Source organism: Aliiroseovarius crassostreae, assembly GCF_001307765.1.
Taxonomy (GTDB): Bacteria; Pseudomonadota; Alphaproteobacteria; order Rhodobacterales; family Rhodobacteraceae; genus Aliiroseovarius; species Aliiroseovarius crassostreae.
In genome coordinates this window covers 400,001-415,842 of the sequence record NZ_LKBA01000006.1, presented here as the reverse complement: position 1 = coordinate 415,842, position 15,842 = coordinate 400,001, and the positions used below count along the sequence as shown (strand labels likewise).

23 protein-coding genes and 2 tRNA genes (1 of these 25 cut by a window edge) are annotated in these 15,842 nt (G+C 58.7%); 17 read left to right on the top strand and 8 right to left on the bottom strand.

Features of this window, described 5'->3' with window-relative positions; all coding sequences use genetic code 11:
- Positions 1-48 precede the first annotated feature (48 nt).
- The 3 genes from AKJ29_RS08370 to AKJ29_RS08360 form a co-directional block, all read right to left on the bottom strand.
- Positions 49-636: an acyl-homoserine-lactone synthase gene (locus AKJ29_RS08370; protein WP_055189799.1), complete on the bottom strand. Its 588-nt coding sequence runs from the start codon at positions 634-636 to the stop codon at positions 49-51.
- Positions 637-712: 76 nt separating this feature from the next.
- On the bottom strand, positions 713-1,324 hold the full coding sequence (locus AKJ29_RS08365) for an autoinducer binding domain-containing protein (protein WP_055189797.1): 612 nt from the start codon (positions 1,322-1,324) through the stop codon (positions 713-715).
- Between the two features lie 239 nt (positions 1,325-1,563).
- A tRNA-Thr gene (locus AKJ29_RS08360) sits at positions 1,564-1,638 on the bottom strand.
- A 90-nt stretch (positions 1,639-1,728) separates the two neighbouring features.
- On the opposite strand from AKJ29_RS08360, the gene AKJ29_RS08355 reads away from it, so the two are divergent.
- The 14 genes from AKJ29_RS08355 (at position 1,729) to AKJ29_RS08290 (ending at position 10,720) form a co-directional block, all read left to right on the top strand.
- Entirely contained in the window at positions 1,729-1,911 is a 183-nt protein-coding gene (locus tag AKJ29_RS08355) for a hypothetical protein (protein WP_055189795.1), read from the top strand.
- Between the two features lie 15 nt (positions 1,912-1,926).
- Positions 1,927-3,192, top strand: coding sequence for a UDP-N-acetylglucosamine 1-carboxyvinyltransferase (gene murA, locus AKJ29_RS08350; protein ID WP_055189793.1), 1,266 nt, complete (start codon positions 1,927-1,929; stop codon positions 3,190-3,192).
- Positions 3,193-3,198: 6 nt separating this feature from the next.
- Positions 3,199-3,681: a DUF2948 family protein gene (locus tag AKJ29_RS08345; RefSeq protein ID WP_175502294.1), complete on the top strand. Its 483-nt coding sequence runs from the start codon at positions 3,199-3,201 to the stop codon at positions 3,679-3,681.
- A gap of 264 nt (positions 3,682-3,945) precedes the next feature.
- Complete coding sequence (gene hisD, locus AKJ29_RS08340; protein WP_055189792.1) at positions 3,946-5,247, top strand: histidinol dehydrogenase; 1,302 nt, start codon at positions 3,946-3,948, stop codon at positions 5,245-5,247.
- A gap of 10 nt (positions 5,248-5,257) precedes the next feature.
- Positions 5,258-5,740, top strand: a complete 483-nt coding sequence (locus AKJ29_RS08335) for a UPF0262 family protein (protein ID WP_055189791.1) — start codon at positions 5,258-5,260, stop codon at positions 5,738-5,740.
- 3 nt (positions 5,741-5,743) lie between these two features.
- On the top strand, positions 5,744-6,208 hold the full coding sequence (locus tag AKJ29_RS08330) for an arsenate-mycothiol transferase ArsC (RefSeq protein ID WP_055189790.1): 465 nt from the start codon (positions 5,744-5,746) through the stop codon (positions 6,206-6,208).
- Positions 6,209-6,346: 138 nt separating this feature from the next.
- A complete protein-coding gene (locus tag AKJ29_RS08325) occupies positions 6,347-6,742 on the top strand; it encodes a ketosteroid isomerase-related protein (RefSeq protein ID WP_055189786.1) in 396 nt (131 codons plus the stop codon).
- Complete coding sequence (locus AKJ29_RS08320; protein ID WP_055189784.1) at positions 6,739-7,335, top strand: GNAT family N-acetyltransferase; 597 nt, start codon at positions 6,739-6,741, stop codon at positions 7,333-7,335. The genes AKJ29_RS08325 and AKJ29_RS08320 overlap by 4 nt, the downstream gene beginning before the upstream one ends.
- 168 nt (positions 7,336-7,503) lie before the next feature.
- A complete protein-coding gene (locus AKJ29_RS08315) occupies positions 7,504-8,391 on the top strand; it encodes a carbon-nitrogen hydrolase family protein (protein ID WP_055190506.1) in 888 nt (295 codons plus the stop codon).
- Between the two features lie 86 nt (positions 8,392-8,477).
- Complete coding sequence (gene infA, locus AKJ29_RS08310; RefSeq protein ID WP_008186030.1) at positions 8,478-8,696, top strand: translation initiation factor IF-1; 219 nt, start codon at positions 8,478-8,480, stop codon at positions 8,694-8,696.
- A 16-nt stretch (positions 8,697-8,712) separates the two neighbouring features.
- A complete protein-coding gene (locus tag AKJ29_RS08305) occupies positions 8,713-9,294 on the top strand; it encodes a Maf family protein (RefSeq protein ID WP_055189782.1) in 582 nt (193 codons plus the stop codon).
- 12 nt (positions 9,295-9,306) lie between these two features.
- Entirely contained in the window at positions 9,307-10,341 is a 1,035-nt protein-coding gene (locus AKJ29_RS08300; RefSeq protein ID WP_055189780.1) for a ribonuclease E/G, read from the top strand.
- Positions 10,338-10,532: a DNA gyrase inhibitor YacG gene (locus AKJ29_RS08295; protein WP_055189778.1), complete on the top strand. Its 195-nt coding sequence runs from the start codon at positions 10,338-10,340 to the stop codon at positions 10,530-10,532. The genes AKJ29_RS08300 and AKJ29_RS08295 overlap by 4 nt, the downstream gene beginning before the upstream one ends.
- A gap of 113 nt (positions 10,533-10,645) precedes the next feature.
- Positions 10,646-10,720: transfer RNA gene (locus tag AKJ29_RS08290), tRNA-Phe, on the top strand.
- 182 nt (positions 10,721-10,902) lie between these two features.
- Here the strand turns inward: AKJ29_RS08290 and AKJ29_RS08285 are convergent.
- Genes AKJ29_RS08285 through AKJ29_RS08275 form a run of 3 tightly spaced genes read right to left on the bottom strand, consistent with a single transcriptional unit; the run spans position 10,903 to position 13,689 of the window.
- The gene (locus AKJ29_RS08285; protein WP_055189776.1) at positions 10,903-11,976 is read right to left on the bottom strand and encodes a CBASS cGAMP-activated phospholipase; all 1,074 of its coding nucleotides are present in this window, start codon (positions 11,974-11,976) and stop codon (positions 10,903-10,905) included.
- On the bottom strand, positions 11,966-12,445 hold the full coding sequence (locus tag AKJ29_RS19995; protein WP_139231440.1) for a hypothetical protein: 480 nt from the start codon (positions 12,443-12,445) through the stop codon (positions 11,966-11,968). The genes AKJ29_RS08285 and AKJ29_RS19995 overlap by 11 nt, the downstream gene beginning before the upstream one ends.
- Positions 12,442-13,689, bottom strand: coding sequence for a nucleotidyltransferase domain-containing protein (locus AKJ29_RS08275; RefSeq protein WP_055189773.1), 1,248 nt, complete (start codon positions 13,687-13,689; stop codon positions 12,442-12,444). Before AKJ29_RS08275 ends, AKJ29_RS19995 begins: the two co-directional genes overlap by 4 nt.
- Positions 13,690-13,884: 195 nt before the next feature.
- On the opposite strand from AKJ29_RS08275, the gene AKJ29_RS08270 reads away from it, so the two are divergent.
- Positions 13,885-14,208, top strand: coding sequence for a helix-turn-helix domain-containing protein (locus tag AKJ29_RS08270; RefSeq protein ID WP_055189772.1), 324 nt, complete (start codon positions 13,885-13,887; stop codon positions 14,206-14,208).
- Complete coding sequence (locus AKJ29_RS08265) at positions 14,205-15,101, top strand: ImmA/IrrE family metallo-endopeptidase (protein WP_055189771.1); 897 nt, start codon at positions 14,205-14,207, stop codon at positions 15,099-15,101. Before AKJ29_RS08270 ends, AKJ29_RS08265 begins: the two co-directional genes overlap by 4 nt.
- Before the next feature lie 112 nt (positions 15,102-15,213).
- On the opposite strand, the gene AKJ29_RS08260 is transcribed toward AKJ29_RS08265, so the two are convergent.
- Positions 15,214-15,414, bottom strand: coding sequence for a hypothetical protein (locus AKJ29_RS08260; protein ID WP_055189769.1), 201 nt, complete (start codon positions 15,412-15,414; stop codon positions 15,214-15,216).
- 65 nt (positions 15,415-15,479) lie between these two features.
- Entirely contained in the window at positions 15,480-15,689 is a 210-nt protein-coding gene (locus AKJ29_RS08255; protein WP_235477355.1) for a helix-turn-helix domain-containing protein, read from the bottom strand.
- A 136-nt stretch (positions 15,690-15,825) separates the two neighbouring features.
- On the opposite strand from AKJ29_RS08255, the gene AKJ29_RS08250 reads away from it, so the two are divergent.
- Positions 15,826-15,842, top strand: the 5' portion of a protein-coding gene (locus tag AKJ29_RS08250; RefSeq protein ID WP_074963753.1) for a GIY-YIG nuclease family protein. It continues 562 nt past the right edge of the window; the window shows 17 of its 579 coding nt (coding positions 1-17); the start codon lies at positions 15,826-15,828; the stop codon falls past the right edge of the window.

Sequence of the window (15,842 nt, the reverse complement as noted above, 5' to 3'; positions counted from 1 at the left end):
AAGAAAGGGCGCAGGGTTGCGCCCTTTCTTGCCCTGCACTCGGCAGGGTCAGTGCAGCTTCTTGGTCAGGTTGATCTTCACCACCTGATTGTCGACACCGTCGAGATGCATGATGCGCCCGGCGGCTTCGATATCCAGTTTCAGCCGTTTGGCAAAGCGGGGCCAGGCTGCGGGAATGAGACCCAGAACCTGGGTTGCCCCCAGATCGCGGGCGGTTTTGGTCATCTGGCTGATCAGCATCCCATGCACCACGTTGCGAATGCGCTGCGGCGTGTCATGTGCCACGAAAACGCGGCTCGATTCCCAGATAGTATCGGCCACCGGGGCCTCGTCATAAAGCAGATCCTGGGGGATCGACTCCAGCAGGCCCAGCTGAGCGTCACGGATCATGTAGCTGTAGATGCCGCAGCGCGTGGTGGTTGGGGTCAGCCGAATCCCGGCAAGGATCTGTCCAAATTCATGCACCGCAACCCAACGGCTGGCCGGGGTGTCATACTGGTCATATTCCATCCCCAGCGCCTCGGGCAGGTCCCAGTTGTTTTGAACGATGAAGCTCTGCCGTCTTGCGCGAAGCAGATTTGCGAAAAGCTCGCCATGGTTGTGCAGATTTTCGAACGAAAGAGTGGTGGTTTGCATGACTTCCCTCCAGGTAAGATTGAGCAAATGTAGAGGACACCGCCAGTGGCAGTGGTCGATGTCCCGGGGTCGCCGCCTAGATCAGGCGGTAATCTTTGGCGCGCTGGATGGCCTCGGCCGAGGTGCGCGCAAACAGTTTCTTGCGCGCCGAGCTCAGTCGGGCCTTCAGCGCGCTTTCCGAAATGCCAAGCAGGGCAGCGCCATTGGCATATCTTTCCCCTGCCGCCAGAATACGCAGGGCTTCGATTTCGGCATTGGTCAGGCTGTCAGGGGGCTGGGTTTCATGATGCAATCTCAGGACGATGCCCGTAATCGTGGCAATCTCTTCGTCGGTGAATTCGCGATCACTGCGCGCCACGCTTGCAACCGTGCGCGAGGTCACAGGCCCACAAGAGACGCAGACCCCATAGACCAGTCCGAAGGTCTTGGCCTCGTCCATAATGCCAAACGGATCCGGCAGGGTGATTGCACTCCAGCGGATGGCGCCGGTATGGGAAATCCCGGTTGCGATCAGCGGATCGCGCAGGGCGTAGGCATTTTGGGTATAGTGATCGGTCCAGGCCTGCGGGAAGGTCTGAAATGTCATCAGCGGCGAGGCAAACCGGATGTGCAAACCGATGAAATACCCCGCTTCCGCCAAGGGGGTCAGTTCTGCCAACAAAGAATCGATACTCTGGTTACGTCCCATGGGCAAATTCTGTTTACCTTAACGGGGCTTTACAACCCAAAATTGCGGATTACCTTAAGGTAATCCGCTATAGCGCGCGCTTCGCCACACTCCTTTGTGCCATGCCCGGTGCGCAAAGTTCTTTTTTCATTGGGGATCCATGGAGAAATCACCGAAAAGGCCGGTCCTCCCCATGCGGTCAGATGTCACAAAAGACCCGCGAGGATTGTATTTTATTGTTTTCTGATTTAGGGGGGGGATGGTGCTGTGAGGGAGGATTGAACTCCCGACCTCACCCTTACCAAGGGTGCGCTCTACCACTGAGCTACCACAGCATCGTTGTGTGAGGCGGGGAATACTCATATTCGCTCAGGGGTGCAAGCCCCTTCTGGACCCTTTTTTGGGTCTGGGGTAAATAATTTTCCATGGAACAGAAAAACTCCCCTGCAAAGCCCGCAAAAAAAGGGCTATCCCGTGAAGACCGATTGAAGGCTGCGCTGAAGGCCAATATGGGGCGGCGCAAGGCCCAGGCCCGTGCGCGGGCGGATCAGGCTGAAAATCAGGCATATCAGGCGGGTGAACAGCCCGGACCAGAGCAGAAAGAGTAAAGAGAGGCGGTTCAGATGGATTCGATTATTGTAACAGGCGGCGGTGCGCTGAACGGGCAAATCCCGATTGCAGGGGCCAAAAACGCCTGCCTGACCCTGATGCCCGCGACGCTTTTAAGCGAAGAGCCGCTGACCCTGACCAACGCGCCTCGCCTGTCTGATATCAAGACCATGACCGAGCTTCTGGAAAGCCTTGGGGCCGAAGCCGCGTCGATGCAGGAGGGACAGGTCCTGACCATGTCCAGCCATGACATCAACAACCACGTGGCCGAATATGACATCGTGCGCAAAATGCGCGCATCGAACCTTGTGCTGGGGCCGATGCTGGCGCGTCTGGGCCACGCGGTTGTGTCGCTTCCCGGCGGCTGCGCGATTGGCGCCCGCCCGATGGACCTGCATATCTTTGGCCTCGAAAAACTGGGCGCCGAGATTGAGCTCAAGGAAGGGTATCTGCACGCCAAGGCGCCGCGCGGTCTGAAAGGGGCCGAGATCGAGCTCAGCTTTGCCTCGGTGGGGGCGACCGAGAACATCATGATGGCCGCCACGCTGGCAAAGGGCACAACGGTGCTGAAAAATGCCGCCCGCGAGCCGGAGATCGTCGATCTGGCGACCTGTCTGCGCAAGATGGGCGCGCAGATCGACGGGGACGGCACGTCCGAGATCATCATTCAGGGGGTTGATCGCCTGCATGGCGCCACCCATCCGGTTGTCACCGACCGGATCGAACTGGGCACCTATATGCTGGCGCCTGCGATTGCCGGGGGTGAGGTGGAATGCCTCGGCGGGCGCATTTCGCTGGTTGAGAGCTTTTGCGAAAAGCTCGACGCGGCGGGCATCCATGTGGAAGAGACCGAAAAGGGGCTGAAAGTGGCCCGTCGCAACGGGCGTGTCTCGGCGGTGGATGTGACCACCGAACCGTTCCCCGGCTTCCCGACCGATCTTCAGGCGCAGATGATGGCGATGCTCTGCACCGCTGAAGGGACGTCGACCCTGCATGAAACGATCTTTGAAAACCGGTTCATGCATGCGCCGGAGCTGATGCGGATGGGGGCCAATATCGAGGTGCATGGGGGGACGGCCACTGTGCATGGGGTTGAAAAGCTGAAGGGCGCACCGGTGATGGCCACCGATCTGCGCGCCTCGGTCTCGTTGATCCTGGCGGCCATGGCGGCCGAGGGGGAAACCATTGTCAGCCGGGTCTATCACCTTGATCGGGGGTATGAGAAAGTGGTGCGCAAACTGTCGTCGATCGGGGCAAAGATCGAACGGATCAAGGAGTAAGCCCACATGACACACGAGATCGCGGATGCCCGGTTCGAAGATGGCGGCGAAGAGGCGCTGCGCCTTCTGGCCTATGACACGGAAGATCTGCAGGTTCTGTCGACGCTGACGCAAGATGCGGTGTTTCCGGCGTCCGAGATGTCGTGGCAGGCAGGGAAACGCCGGTTTTCCCTGCTTCTGAACCGATTCCGCTGGGAAGACCTGGAGGCGGCAAAGCTGCGGGGACGCGAGGTGGAGCGGGTGCAGGCGGTGCTGTCGGTATCCGATGTGATGAAGGTCAAAAGTCAGGGTGTGTCGCGAGACGCGGACACGATCCTGTCCCTGTTGTCGCTGTCATTTACCGCCGGAGAGGATGGCACCGGCGTGGTTGAACTGACACTGGCGGGGGATGGTGCGATCCAGCTGGAGGTCGAGACGCTGGATGTCACGCTTCAGGATGTGACCCGACCCTATATTGCGCCCTCGAAACATACGCCCGAGCATCCCTGAAGCGTTTCTATTTTTTGTTGGGACGCAGCAATAAGTGGACACCCGGTAAGAGACATCAATGTCGTGGGCGTTTCGGAATAACCATGTGTCACAGGTTGCTCCCGAAACGCTCGGGTAAACAGGGGCTTTGCCCCTCTTGGCTGCGCCAATTCACCCCAGGATATTTCAAACCAGAAAATAAGGGCGGAAAATTGCGCCGAGGGGGCGGGTGCGGGCTTGAGGGCAGGGGGGCGGGCCGTTAGAGGTTGGTCAAAGGAGATCACCATGCCCCAGTTTCTGAACAGTCAGGACGCCGATTTCGAAGCGCGCTTTGCCGGGCTTTTGTCGATGAAGCGCGAGGACAGCCCCGAAGTGGATGATATCGTGGCCGGGATCATTGCGGATGTGCGTGCGCGTGGGGATGCGGCGGTTCTGGCCCTGACCGCGAAGTTTGACCGTCTGGAGCTGACGGCAGATCGTCTGCGTTTTAGCGAAAGCGAGATTGCGGCGGAATGCGCGAAGGTGGCAGGGGCCGACCGGGAGGCGCTGGAACTGGCGGCGGCGCGGATCCGGGCCTATCACGAGAAACAACTGCCTGCGGATGCCATGTGGACCGATGACAGCGGTGCTGATCTGGGCTGGCGCTGGACGCCGGTCTCGGCGGCAGGACTTTATGTGCCCGGCGGGCTGGCGACCTATCCGTCCTCGGTTTTGATGAACGCGATTCCGGCCAAGGTGGCGGGGGTTGAGCGTCTGGCGATCACCGTGCCCACGCCGGATGGACAGGTCAATCCGCTTGTGCTGCTTGCTGCAAAAATTGCAGGTGTGGATGAGATTTACCGGGTTGGCGGGGCGCAGGCGATTGCGGCGCTGGCTTATGGAACAGAGAGCATTCAACCGGTCGACAAGATCACCGGGCCGGGCAACGCATTTGTGGCAGCTGCCAAGCGCCGGGTGTTTGGCAAGGTGGGCATCGACATGATTGCTGGCCCGTCGGAAATCCTTGTGATTGCGGATGCGGATAACAACCCGGACTGGCTGGCGCTGGATCTGATGAGCCAGGCCGAACATGATGAGAGCGCGCAATCGCTCCTGATCACCACCGATGAGGGGTTCGGGCGCGCGGTGGCTGATGCCGTTGATGCCCGTCTGCAGACGCTGGAACGGCGTGCGATTGCCGGGGCAAGCTGGCGTGATTTTGGCGCGGTGATCACCGTGCGCGATCTGGATGAGGCGGCGGCGTTGTCGAACCGCATTGCGCCGGAACATCTGGAGCTTTGCGTCGCGGACCCGGATGCGCTGGGGCAGAAATGCACCCATGCCGGTGCGATTTTCCTTGGTCAATTCACGCCGGAAGCCATTGGCGACTACGTTGGGGGGCCAAACCATGTGCTGCCGACGGCGCGCTCGGCACGGTTTTCGTCGGGTCTGTCGGTGATGGATTTCATTAAGCGCACCACCCTGGCGCGGATGACCCCGGCCGCACTGGCCGCGATCGGGCCGGCGGCTGAAACCCTTGCCATTTCCGAAAGCCTTGAGGCGCATGGCCTGTCCGTGCGTGCGCGGCTTGACGCCCTGAACGAGTAGACCTGAGACCATGAGCACAAACCGTATCACCCATATCGACATTGACGAGACCGGACTGGCCGCCCCCACCCCTGCGATTGAGCAGGAGCGGAAGGTGGCGGTGTTTGATCTGCTGGAAGACAACAGTTTTGCCCTAGAGGCACGGGGCGACCAGGTCGTGCCGGAAGGCCCCTATCATCTGCGTCTGGCCATTCAGGAAAAACGTCTGGTGATGGAGGCCCAGACCGAAGAGGGCACGCCTGCGGGTCTGGTTCTTCTGTCGCTTGGGCCATTTCGTCAGGTGGTGAAGGATTACTTCGCGATCTGTGAAAGCTATTTCGATGCGGTCAAGGCCCTGCCGCCCAGCCAGATCGAAGCCATCGACATGGCGCGGCGCGGGATTCATAACGAAGGGGCGCGGGTGTTGCAGGAGCGGCTTGAGGGCAAAGCGGAAATTGATCTTGACACCGCGCGCCGCCTGTTCACTCTGATCTGTGTATTGCACTGGGGATAATACATGGTTGATCGGCCGCAGTCGGTTCTTTTTTGTTGTGATCATAATTCGGTGCGCTCACCGATGGCCGAAGGGCTGATGAAGGCACTTTACGGGCAGGACATCTATGTCCAGTCAGCGGGGGTGCATTCCGAGCTGGAAATCGACGGCTTTGCCGTGGCGGTCTGTTCCGAACTTGGGGTCGAACTGTCGGCGCATAAGGTGCGCAGTTTTGACCAGATGGAGGAATGGGGGGATGACCTGTCCAGTTTCGATCTGGTGATTGCGCTGTCGCCCGCCAGTCAGGCCCGCGCTGAGGAACTGGCCCGGCGCTGTCATCTTGAGGTGATCTACTGGCCCATTATTGATCCCACCGCGATTGGAACGCGGCGCGAGGAAAAGCTTGACGCCTACCGTCAGGCCCGCGACCAGATCCGCGCAAAACTGCAGGCGCATTTCGGTCTGCCCGAAGGGGTGCCACCACTTTAATCATCCGGGCGCTTTTGCCGGGCGGGAACGGGACACTTGCGGTGGGAATACGGCGTGAAGCGTCGCATTCCGGCTTGTGCTGCTGGTGCCATGGCGGCAGTTTGGCAAAAAGTCCATGAGATCAGCTGAGGAAACCGGATGAGCCGCGACACTATTCAACGCTACTATGCCGCATTCAATGCGGGGGACATCGCGGGCATGGTGGCCTGCCTGTCGGATGAGTTCGTGCATGACGTGAATGAAGGGGCGCGGCGCGTGGGCAAAGACGCGTTTGGTGAATTTTGCGCCCATATGAATGAAACCTATAGCGAGCAGCTCACCGATATGGTGGTGATGGTCAGCGCGGATGGCACCCGTGGCGCGGCCGAATTTACCGTGAATGGCACCTATCTGAAAACCGATCCGGGACTGCCAGAGGCGCATGGCCAGACCTATGTGCTGCCCGCCGGGGCATTCTTCTCGCTCAAGGACGGGCTGATCACGCGGGTGACCACCTATTACAACCTCAACGACTGGATCCGGCAGGTCTCATGACGTCCGCGGGAATTGATGTTCGCCCCCTGACAGGTGCGGATCTGGAGGATCATCTGGCAGATGTGGCCCGGCTGCGCATGCAGGTGTTTCGCGACTGGCCTTATCTTTATGATGGGACATTCGAATATGAACACCGCTACCTGCAGAGCTATCGCAAATCCGCAGGGGCGGTGCTGGTTGGGGCCTTTGAGGATGATAGGCTGGTCGGGGCGGCAACCGGCACGCCGATGGAAGATCATGCCGATGATTTCGCCGCGGCTTTTGCAAAGAGCGGATATGAGCTTGGCGACATCTTTTATCATGCGGAAAGCGTGCTGTTGCCGAGCTTTCGTGGGCGCGGTATCGGGCATCGCTTTTTTGACATCCGCGAAGCACATGCCCGCACCCTCGGGCGCCGATACGCCGCGTTTTGCAGCGTGATCCGCCCATTGGACCACCCGGCCAGGCCCGCCAACTATCGCCCGTTGGATGAGTTTTGGCGAAAGCGGGGATATGAAAAGATTGACGGGGTTCTGGCGTCTTTTCCCTGGAAAGATGTTGGAAAAGTGAACGAAGATGTAAAACAACTTCAATTCTGGATCCGCGCCCTGTGAGGGAAGCAGGGGCTTTGCCCCTCGGACTTTGTCCTCACCCCAGGATATTTCTGACCAGAAAATGACCGGGACGGGTGCCTCTATTTTCTGGTTTAAAATATCCCGGGGTGAGCCTCGAAGAGGCGAGGGGCAGCACCCCTGAACGATAAGAGGAAGATCATGAGCAAACTGCGTATTGCGGCGGCGGCCTATCCGATTGACTGGCATGACGACTGGGCCAGCGTTGAAGGCAAGCTCACGCGCTGGGTCGGGGCGGCGGTGGAGCAGAAGGCAGAGCTTTTGGTTTTTCCCGAATATGGTGCAATGGAGCTCGCGTCGCTGGCCGGGCGCGATATTGCCGCTGACGTGCAGGGCTCGATGCGGGCGGTTGCGGATCGGATGGATGAGATGAACGCGGTTCTCGCGGGGCTTGCGGCGGCGCGGGGTGTCCACATCCTTGGTCCCTCCGGCCCGTGTTTTGACCCGGATTTTCCACACCCGGTAAACCGTGCCACATTTTTCACCCCGGACGGGGCGCAGGTCATTCATGACAAGCAGATCATGACCCGGTGGGAGCGGGACCCGATGCAGGTGCAGGGCGGGCGGCCGCTTGTCGTGATGGACACTGCGCTGGGCAAGATTGGTGTCTTGATCTGTTATGACAGCGAGTTTCCCCTGTTGGGGCGGGCGCTGATCGACGTGGGGGCCGAGATCATTCTGGTGCCCTCTGCCACGGAAGGGCTGGAGGGCTATACCCGCGTGCGGGTGGGGGCCATGGCGCGGGCATTGGAAGGGCAATGCATCACCGTTCACGCCCCGACGCAGGGACGGGCGGATTGGAACGAAGTGGTGGATGTCAACACGGGGGCTGCGGCCATATATGGCCCACCCGACAAGGGGTTCCCCGCCAATGGCATCCTTGCACAGGGCAGTTTCGACACGCCGGGATGGACCTGGGCCGAGGTCGATTTACAGGCGATCCGAGAGGTGCGGCGTGACGGCAATGTGCTGACCAAAACCCATTGGGATGAACAGGAAAACCGCGTTTTCCCCGTCACAAATGTCACTTTGTGCTGAAACGGCCGAATTTCCCTTGAAAACCCTCCCGTTTGGGACCATTTAGAGGGCGCCCGTGATGGACGGGTGTTTTTACAGGAGTGAACATGGCCAAGGAAGAACTGCTCGAATTCCCCGGTGTCGTGAAGGAACTCCTGCCGAACGCGACATTTCTGGTCGAGCTGGAAAACGGCCATACGATCATCGCGCATACGGCAGGCAAGATGCGGAAAAACCGCATCCGCGTTCTGGCTGGCGACAAGGTGCAGGTCGAAATGACCCCCTATGATCTGACCAAAGGTCGGATCAATTATCGCTTCAAGTAATCGGGATCACAGGCGCATGACGCGTCCCAAGTTGATTCTCGGGTCTGGAAGCCCCCGAAGGGCCGAGCTGTTGGGTCAGCTCGGCTTTCGTGCTGATGCGGTGCGCCCACCGGATGTGGATGAAACCCCGCTGAAGGGCGAGCTTCCGTTGAATTATTGCCGCCGCATTGCCGGTGCCAAGGCCGATGCGATGGACGTGGCCACCGATGAGGTGGTGCTGTGCGCCGATACCACCGTCGCGCTTGGGCGTCGGATCATGGGAAAACCCCGTAATGAGGCCGAGGCCGCCGCGTTCCTGCGCGCGCTAGAGGGGCGGCGTCATAAGGTGATCACCTCGGTTGTGGTCCGGACTGCGACAGGCCGCTGGGCGCGGGATGTCGTGACCGCGGTCAAGATGAAACGCCTGTCAGATCAGGAACTTGCAGCCTATCTGGCCTCGGGTGACTGGCAGGGCAAGGCGGGTGGATATGCCATTCAGGGTCCGGCGGGCGCTTTTGTCAGCTGGATCGAGGGGAGCTATACCTCGGTGGTGGGATTGCCGGTGCATGAGACCGCCAACCTGCTGATCGCCGCCGGCTTTCCGCTTTACGATATATAAGGAGCGAAGATCATGAAGGGCAGCATTGTCGCGCTTGATACCTATCGGGGCCGCCTCGCGGCTGCGCGCATTGTCGATGGGCAACTGGATGACCTTCTGATCGAACCGCCTGAGCAATACGCTCTGCCCGGTGCCATTTACCGGGCGATCTGTGATCGTCCGTTGAAGGGGCAGGGGGGCATGATGCTGCGTCTGCCGGATGGGGAAACGGCGTTTCTGCGTCAGGGCAAAGGGCTTTCGCCCGGTCAGGCGATCCTGGTGCAGGTGATCGGATTTGCCGAGGCTGGCAAGGCGGTGCCGGTCACGCAAAAAGTGCTCTTTAAAAGCCGCTACGCCATTGTCACCCCCGGCGCGCCCGGTCTGAATGTCAGCCGCGCCATTCGGGATGAAGAGGAACGCGAGCGCCTGTTGGAAATTGCCCATGACGTGATGGGGGAGGCCGAGGAGGGGCTGATTCTGCGGTCGGTCTCGGTCAGCGGATCCGATGCGGATGTGGCGGATGATATCGTGGCGATGCTGGATCTGTCCCGCGCGGTCTTGGCCGATGCTGAGGGGAGCAGTCCGGAGCTTTTGGTGGAAGGGGCCGATGCCCATGCGCTTGCCTGGCGTGAATGGGACCTGCCCGACCAGCTTGATGATGCCGAGGGGGCGTTTGAACGTCATGGTGTCGAGGATCTGATTGATGAGGCCCTCGGGGCGCTGGTGCGTCTTCCGGGCGGGGCGTATGCCTTTGTTGAAGCCACGCGGGCATTGGTTGCGGTGGATGTGAATACCGGCCCGGATGCCAGCCCTGCGGCGGGTCTTAAGGCCAATATCGCCCTGGCAAAGGTTTTGCCGCGTGCGTTGCGGGTGCGGGGGCTCGGCGGGCAGATTGTTGTCGATTTTGCCCCCAGCCCCAAGAAAGAACGCCGCCAGATCGAAACGGCTTTGCGCAACGCCTTCAGGGCGGATGGGGTTGAGACCTCTCTGGCGGGGTGGACCGTGCTGGGCAATTTCGAATTGCAGCGTAAAAGAGAGCGTATCGCGCTTAAGGAAAGCCTGTCATGAGCTGCCCGATCTGCGCCAAGGATACCGATCCGAAATACCGCCCGTTCTGTTCGCGGCGTTGTGCAGATGTGGACCTGGGACGTTGGCTGAACGGCTCCTACGCCGTTCCGGCTGACGCACCGGAGGATGCGGATGAAGCGATGGAGGAGATCGCAAAGGCGCTTTCGGAAAAAACTTTGCGCCCGCAGTGAAAAAGTCGATTTTTCCTCTGGACACCCCCGTCGCCCAAGACTAGAACCCCGCTACCCGAACGATGCAACGTCCAGCGCACAGTAACGTGTCAGACGTAAATCGCTTCTCCCGTGCCCGGGTAGCTCAGGGGTAGAGCAGTGGATTGAAAATCCTCGTGTCGGTGGTTCGATTCCGCCCCCGGGCACCATTTTAATAAATAAAAACAAGAGACTAGACGCTGTCGTCTTTGCGCGAAACTAGCCCTTGCTTCCCGTGGGTATCATTTGGGTAGCATATCGAGCAGAGACAGGATGTCTGCGCAACGCTTGCGACGCTAAGAAGCCTTCGTATCTGGCGGGAAGGCCCCTGCCGAATTTCATAATGCCCTGCTTAGACTGAAATCGCACTGTCGCTTGGCTCGGTGTGTTGAGCCCGCGATGGTTCCGGGTGCTCATCTTGGAGAAATATCTGGGAAATCCTTTGGCCCGATGCTTCCACAAGCGATCTTGCGACGGGGGGCATTTCCGCCAAAGCCCTGTCGACATTGTCCATTCCAATCCTATTGGCGACCTCAGGGGCATCTAGCCGCAGCAAATGGGGGCGACCAATCAACAATCCGGCTTGACCCAACGCGTTGTGCGATTGTGCCCTCATAGCAGAGGCAACAAACGCGCTGGCCCAGATGAATTTCCCCCCGATGCGGTGCCACCAGCGCATCCGATAGCTTTCTTGACCGCATCCGAGGCTCAGTAGCCGGATCTGGGTGCGATCAATGTCATAGCAGGTCAGTGCGTCCACAACACCGATCATGGCGGGATTGTTCGCCCAAATGCCACCATCTGCGAACACATATCCGTTTCTTTTCACCGCAGCAAAGAACGTTGGCGCCGCCGCAGTGGAAAGCCCGACATCCACAAGTCGTTCATACTGGTCTTTCTTGTAGTCGGGGTGGTGAGGCGTCTTGAAAACATATGGCTCACCATATCTGCCATCGAAGGACGGTATGCAGGTTGCGACAGATGAAGAGCCGAAGAGACCATCAGCAAACTCTCGACGCAGCTCGTTTTCGAGGTTGGCCCGGTTGTATGGGGTGAATGCCCAGCCCGCCAAACCGCGAAACCACCGCGTAAGGCGATTTCCAGGAAAAATGAACCGGCCACGCTCAATGTAGAGTTTGGAGATTTCTTGTGCAGATTTCCCTTGTCCAAGGCCCAACGCGATAATGCCCCCGGTCGATGTGCCCACGATCATGTCGAAGTGCTGCCCGATTGGCTCACCTCCAAGGAACCGTTTCTCGACTTCAGCCAACACCATGCATGGAAGAATGCCCAAGATGCCGCCGCCATCGATGGAAAGTATCTTGAACGGCTTCTCCGCAGGCCACGGCTGAACCGGTCTGAGAGTTTGTCTCGTTCCGTCAGAGCGTCGAGGAACGGTGTGGTCATATTCGCTGTCACGCGGCATGGCTGTCGCCCTTTTCTGTCCCAATTTCCTCGTGTCGCCCGCCGCCGATCCAACGCCCGGTCATTTCCCAGAACTCGTAAGCGGCGAGCCAGCGCACAGTCCAGCCAACGGTCGTTCGGCTGATGAGCATGGATGGGTCCCATTCACGAGCCTTAGGGTCGAACAAACAAAGCGGAGACAACCTGATGTCTGGAAGCTCGAAGTAAACGTGAGGGAGTGGCGACTCCTCTTCGGCGTCCCAATTTGGGACTAGCGAGGGCCTCAGGACGCGAACCACGGGCATGCGCCGGTATAGTTCAGTTCGCCCGGTCAGCGGCAGGCCGTACTCGATGCTGATCTGAAATTTTCGATCTATGCCCTTAATATCGCCAAACCAGACAACGGACTGCGGCCCGAACCCCTTCGTGGGTTGGAACTGCGGCCAATCGCGCTGCATTGCGTCCACTTGTGCCAGAAGGGATTTCATCATTTCCAAAACCGCGTGCCATAGAATGTCGAAGGCTTCACCGCTGGTTTGGCCCGTGCGATGGTTGGGCTCATAGCAAGGCCGCCGAGCGCGCCGAAGCCATGACGACCAGTGCGAATAGCCTCACCAATCTCGCGTTCCATGTCGTCCACGACTTGCTGGCCAATGTCTTCGCCGAACATGGCTTTCAAGGTGTCGCGACGTTCACGCAAAGTCCGTCGATCATCGAGAAGCACGCTGAGTTGTTCCAAGAACAGCTTCATGTCCGCGATCATCTTGTCTTGTGCGGAGTGGTTTTCGGGCCAGCGATCAGTGAACACATCGCCGGGGCATCGCGGGTTCTCCACATGGATCAGTTCACCTACGCTTTTCGCCCACAGCAGGCGGTCGAGGATGTGCTGCGCGATGATCTTGAGGTTCTGACCAATGGTCCGCCCTGATTCTGCGACCTCCAACGTCAGACAACTCAGCATCACAGAGGCGGGCATGCGCCCGTCCCGGGTTGCCCATCGGATGTTGCGGTTCCTTTTGAGAAGTTGAAGTGCCACGGTGACCGCTGATTTCCCTCCCACGACAGTCGAGTGGGCTGGTACAGGCAAAGAGTCTGCATCCTTCTGCATGACGACCAGGCCTTGATCGGCTTGGAGTGCCCGCCGAGCGTACTCCTGCTGAAACGACAGATCGACCGGGCAGGTCGAATTGTACTCCTCGACAAACCCGAAACTGTTGGTCAACACCCTGTGGTCTTTGTTGCGCTGATCTTCAGGTTTGGAATGGAAGATGTAGCTACGGCGCGGGTCGATTTCGCTGATCAATTCAGCAGGAGACAGGTCAAGGTGCATCCCGTCAGCATAGTGGATCGTCACACACCGAGTCTGGCGCTCAGTCATGTCGTAGTAACGCGAGCCACGCTCCCCCCGCATGGCCTCGTAGAGCAACTCAAGGGCCTCCCAAGGCGTCAAGCCCGGTGTATTCAGTTCGACAATGATGTCAATGTCGAAACCTTCGAAGCGAAATTTGGCTCGAATGGTTGCGCCGATGGCTGCCGAGCCTTGCTGGTAGAAGAGACGGATCTTCCCTTTCAAAGGGCTTCCATCGCGTTCAAGGTGCTTCTCGATAGCCGCTTTCCGCTCTGCCAGAAGTGCGTGCATGCTCGGTGGTAGTTCGATCTTGATGGCCACGGCCGCCAACATCTGTTCCGAAACACTGTCCCACGGTGCGGCCGGGGTCCCCAAGTGCTTGTTCATCGTGGACCCTTTCTAGGTCGCTTGGCCGCCCCTATGTGTAGGGTTGGCCTATCGTCACTGCCCGATATGTTGATGATAGCCAAGAAACGTGTCACGCAAAATACCGCTACTCTGAACACAAAGGTGTGACCTGCCGTCACGTTTGTCAAGGAGGAAAAATATGTCTACTCTGAACAAAGCACACGGAGGGCGGACATGACCACACCAATGGGCCAGCGGATTCGGGATCGCCGAAAAGGAAGCGGCCTCACTCTCGACCAACTCGCGGCCAAGGCGGGATGCAGCAAAGGTTACATTTGGGAACTCGAAAACAAGAATCCCCCGAGGCCGTCTGCGGACAAATTGGCTGCGATTGCGGCTGCCTTGGACACGACGGTCGATGTTCTTATCGGCACGCCAATTAATACCGCAGACGACTTATCTCCTGAGGACAAGGTTTTCTTTCGGAAATTCGTCGGATTGGACCCGGACAAACGTGATACGATGCGCAAGATGCTTGACCTCTGGGATGACGAATGAAGCAAGACAAAGGCCCGGAGCGGTGGGCGAATGACCTTTCAATCCTGTTGACTACAGCCTTTGGGGCCGCTCGCTTTCCAGTAGACGTGGCGAGTTTGGCTCAAAAGTACAGTCAACAGGTATTTCCAGACGATCCCATTACACGCGTGCGCCCGCGGGGATTTGACGGTTTTGAGGGCGCACTTATTCCAAAACCGGATGGATCTGGTGAGTGGGGGATCGGCTACTCCGATTCTCTCCGCTTAAAAGGGCGGGTGAATTTCACAATTGCGCACGAGTTCGGCCACTACTTGCTTCACCGAAAGAAATACCCAAACGGCTTTCAATGCCGTCCCGAGGACATGGTGAGATGGGATAGCGAATATAATCGTGTCGAAGCCGAGGCCAACCGCTTCGCCGCCGGTCTACTAATGCCGCTGGATGATTTTCGAGCACAGATTCCCGCGAACCGCGCTGCTGATTTCGACATGCTGGGTGCTTGTGCCGAGCGCTACGAAGTCTCGTTGACAGCAGCAACGCTCCGGTGGCTTTCATACACCCAGAAAAGAGCCATCCTTGTTGTAAGTCGTGATGGTTACGTTCTTTGGGCCAGGTCCAGCGAACCTGCGTTCAAATCGGGTGCGTTTATCAAAGTTGCTGGATTGCCGCCGCGAGAAATCCCCTTGATGTCGCCGGTGGCGCGCAATGCCGGAAGTGTTGGGCTGATCGAACCGACTAGACACGATGGAGGGACTTGGCTGAGGGAGCCTGTCACAGAACACTCAATGATCTCAGAGCGGTACGATCTTTCCCTGTCGCTCTTGACGTTGGGTGCGCGCGCGCCACTGGCGGATATTGAAGAGGAACAAGAGGAGGACGCAGTCGACTACTTCAGTCGTTTTTCGCGCCCCTAATAGCCGGTCTGACGAAAGAGCAGGTCGATAGAAAACGTCGAAATGGCCTTCGGTCCCATGCCAATGCAAAGGGCCGCAAACAAGCGACCCCAGCATTTCATTAGTACAAGTCTCAGATGGCGAGCGCTTTTCGAGCCTCCTTCTCGGCGGCGGACCCCTTCACCCACTGCCAAGCGGTGCGCGGTTTTCGAGCCTTCGCCAGTTCGGGGTTTGCCTTGGCGTCGCTGGCGGCGGCACGCAGGCGCTCACGGGCTTCGCGCGGGTCAATTTTGAGTTCTTCGCAGATGGCTTTGAGTGTCACGATGTCGGTCATTTCGATCTCCTAAGATGCTGATGAAGATCGATAAGACGCAAGGCCAGAGCGTGTCAGGGATAACCCTAGTTCGGCTTGAAGATTTTCGACACGTCCACGCCGAGGGCCTTGGCGATGCGCTCGACCACCAAGATCGACGGGTTGCGCTTCCCGGTTTCGACGCCGCTCAGGTAGGTCTGGTGAATGTCCGCGCGATGGGCGACCTCTTCTTGCGAAAGGTCCTTCTCCCTCCTGATCCTCTGGATATTTCTCGAAACGCGCGATTGAATTGACATGCGCGGCATCGCGCATGGTGGTCACGCTTTCGACCATAGACTATAAGTCATATTCGACTTAGGCTGACGGAAGGCCCGAAGTCACTGGCGACATTCAAGAATGCAGGAAGAGGCAGGGGGACATGCGCCCTCGTGGTTGACTCATAGTCTGTC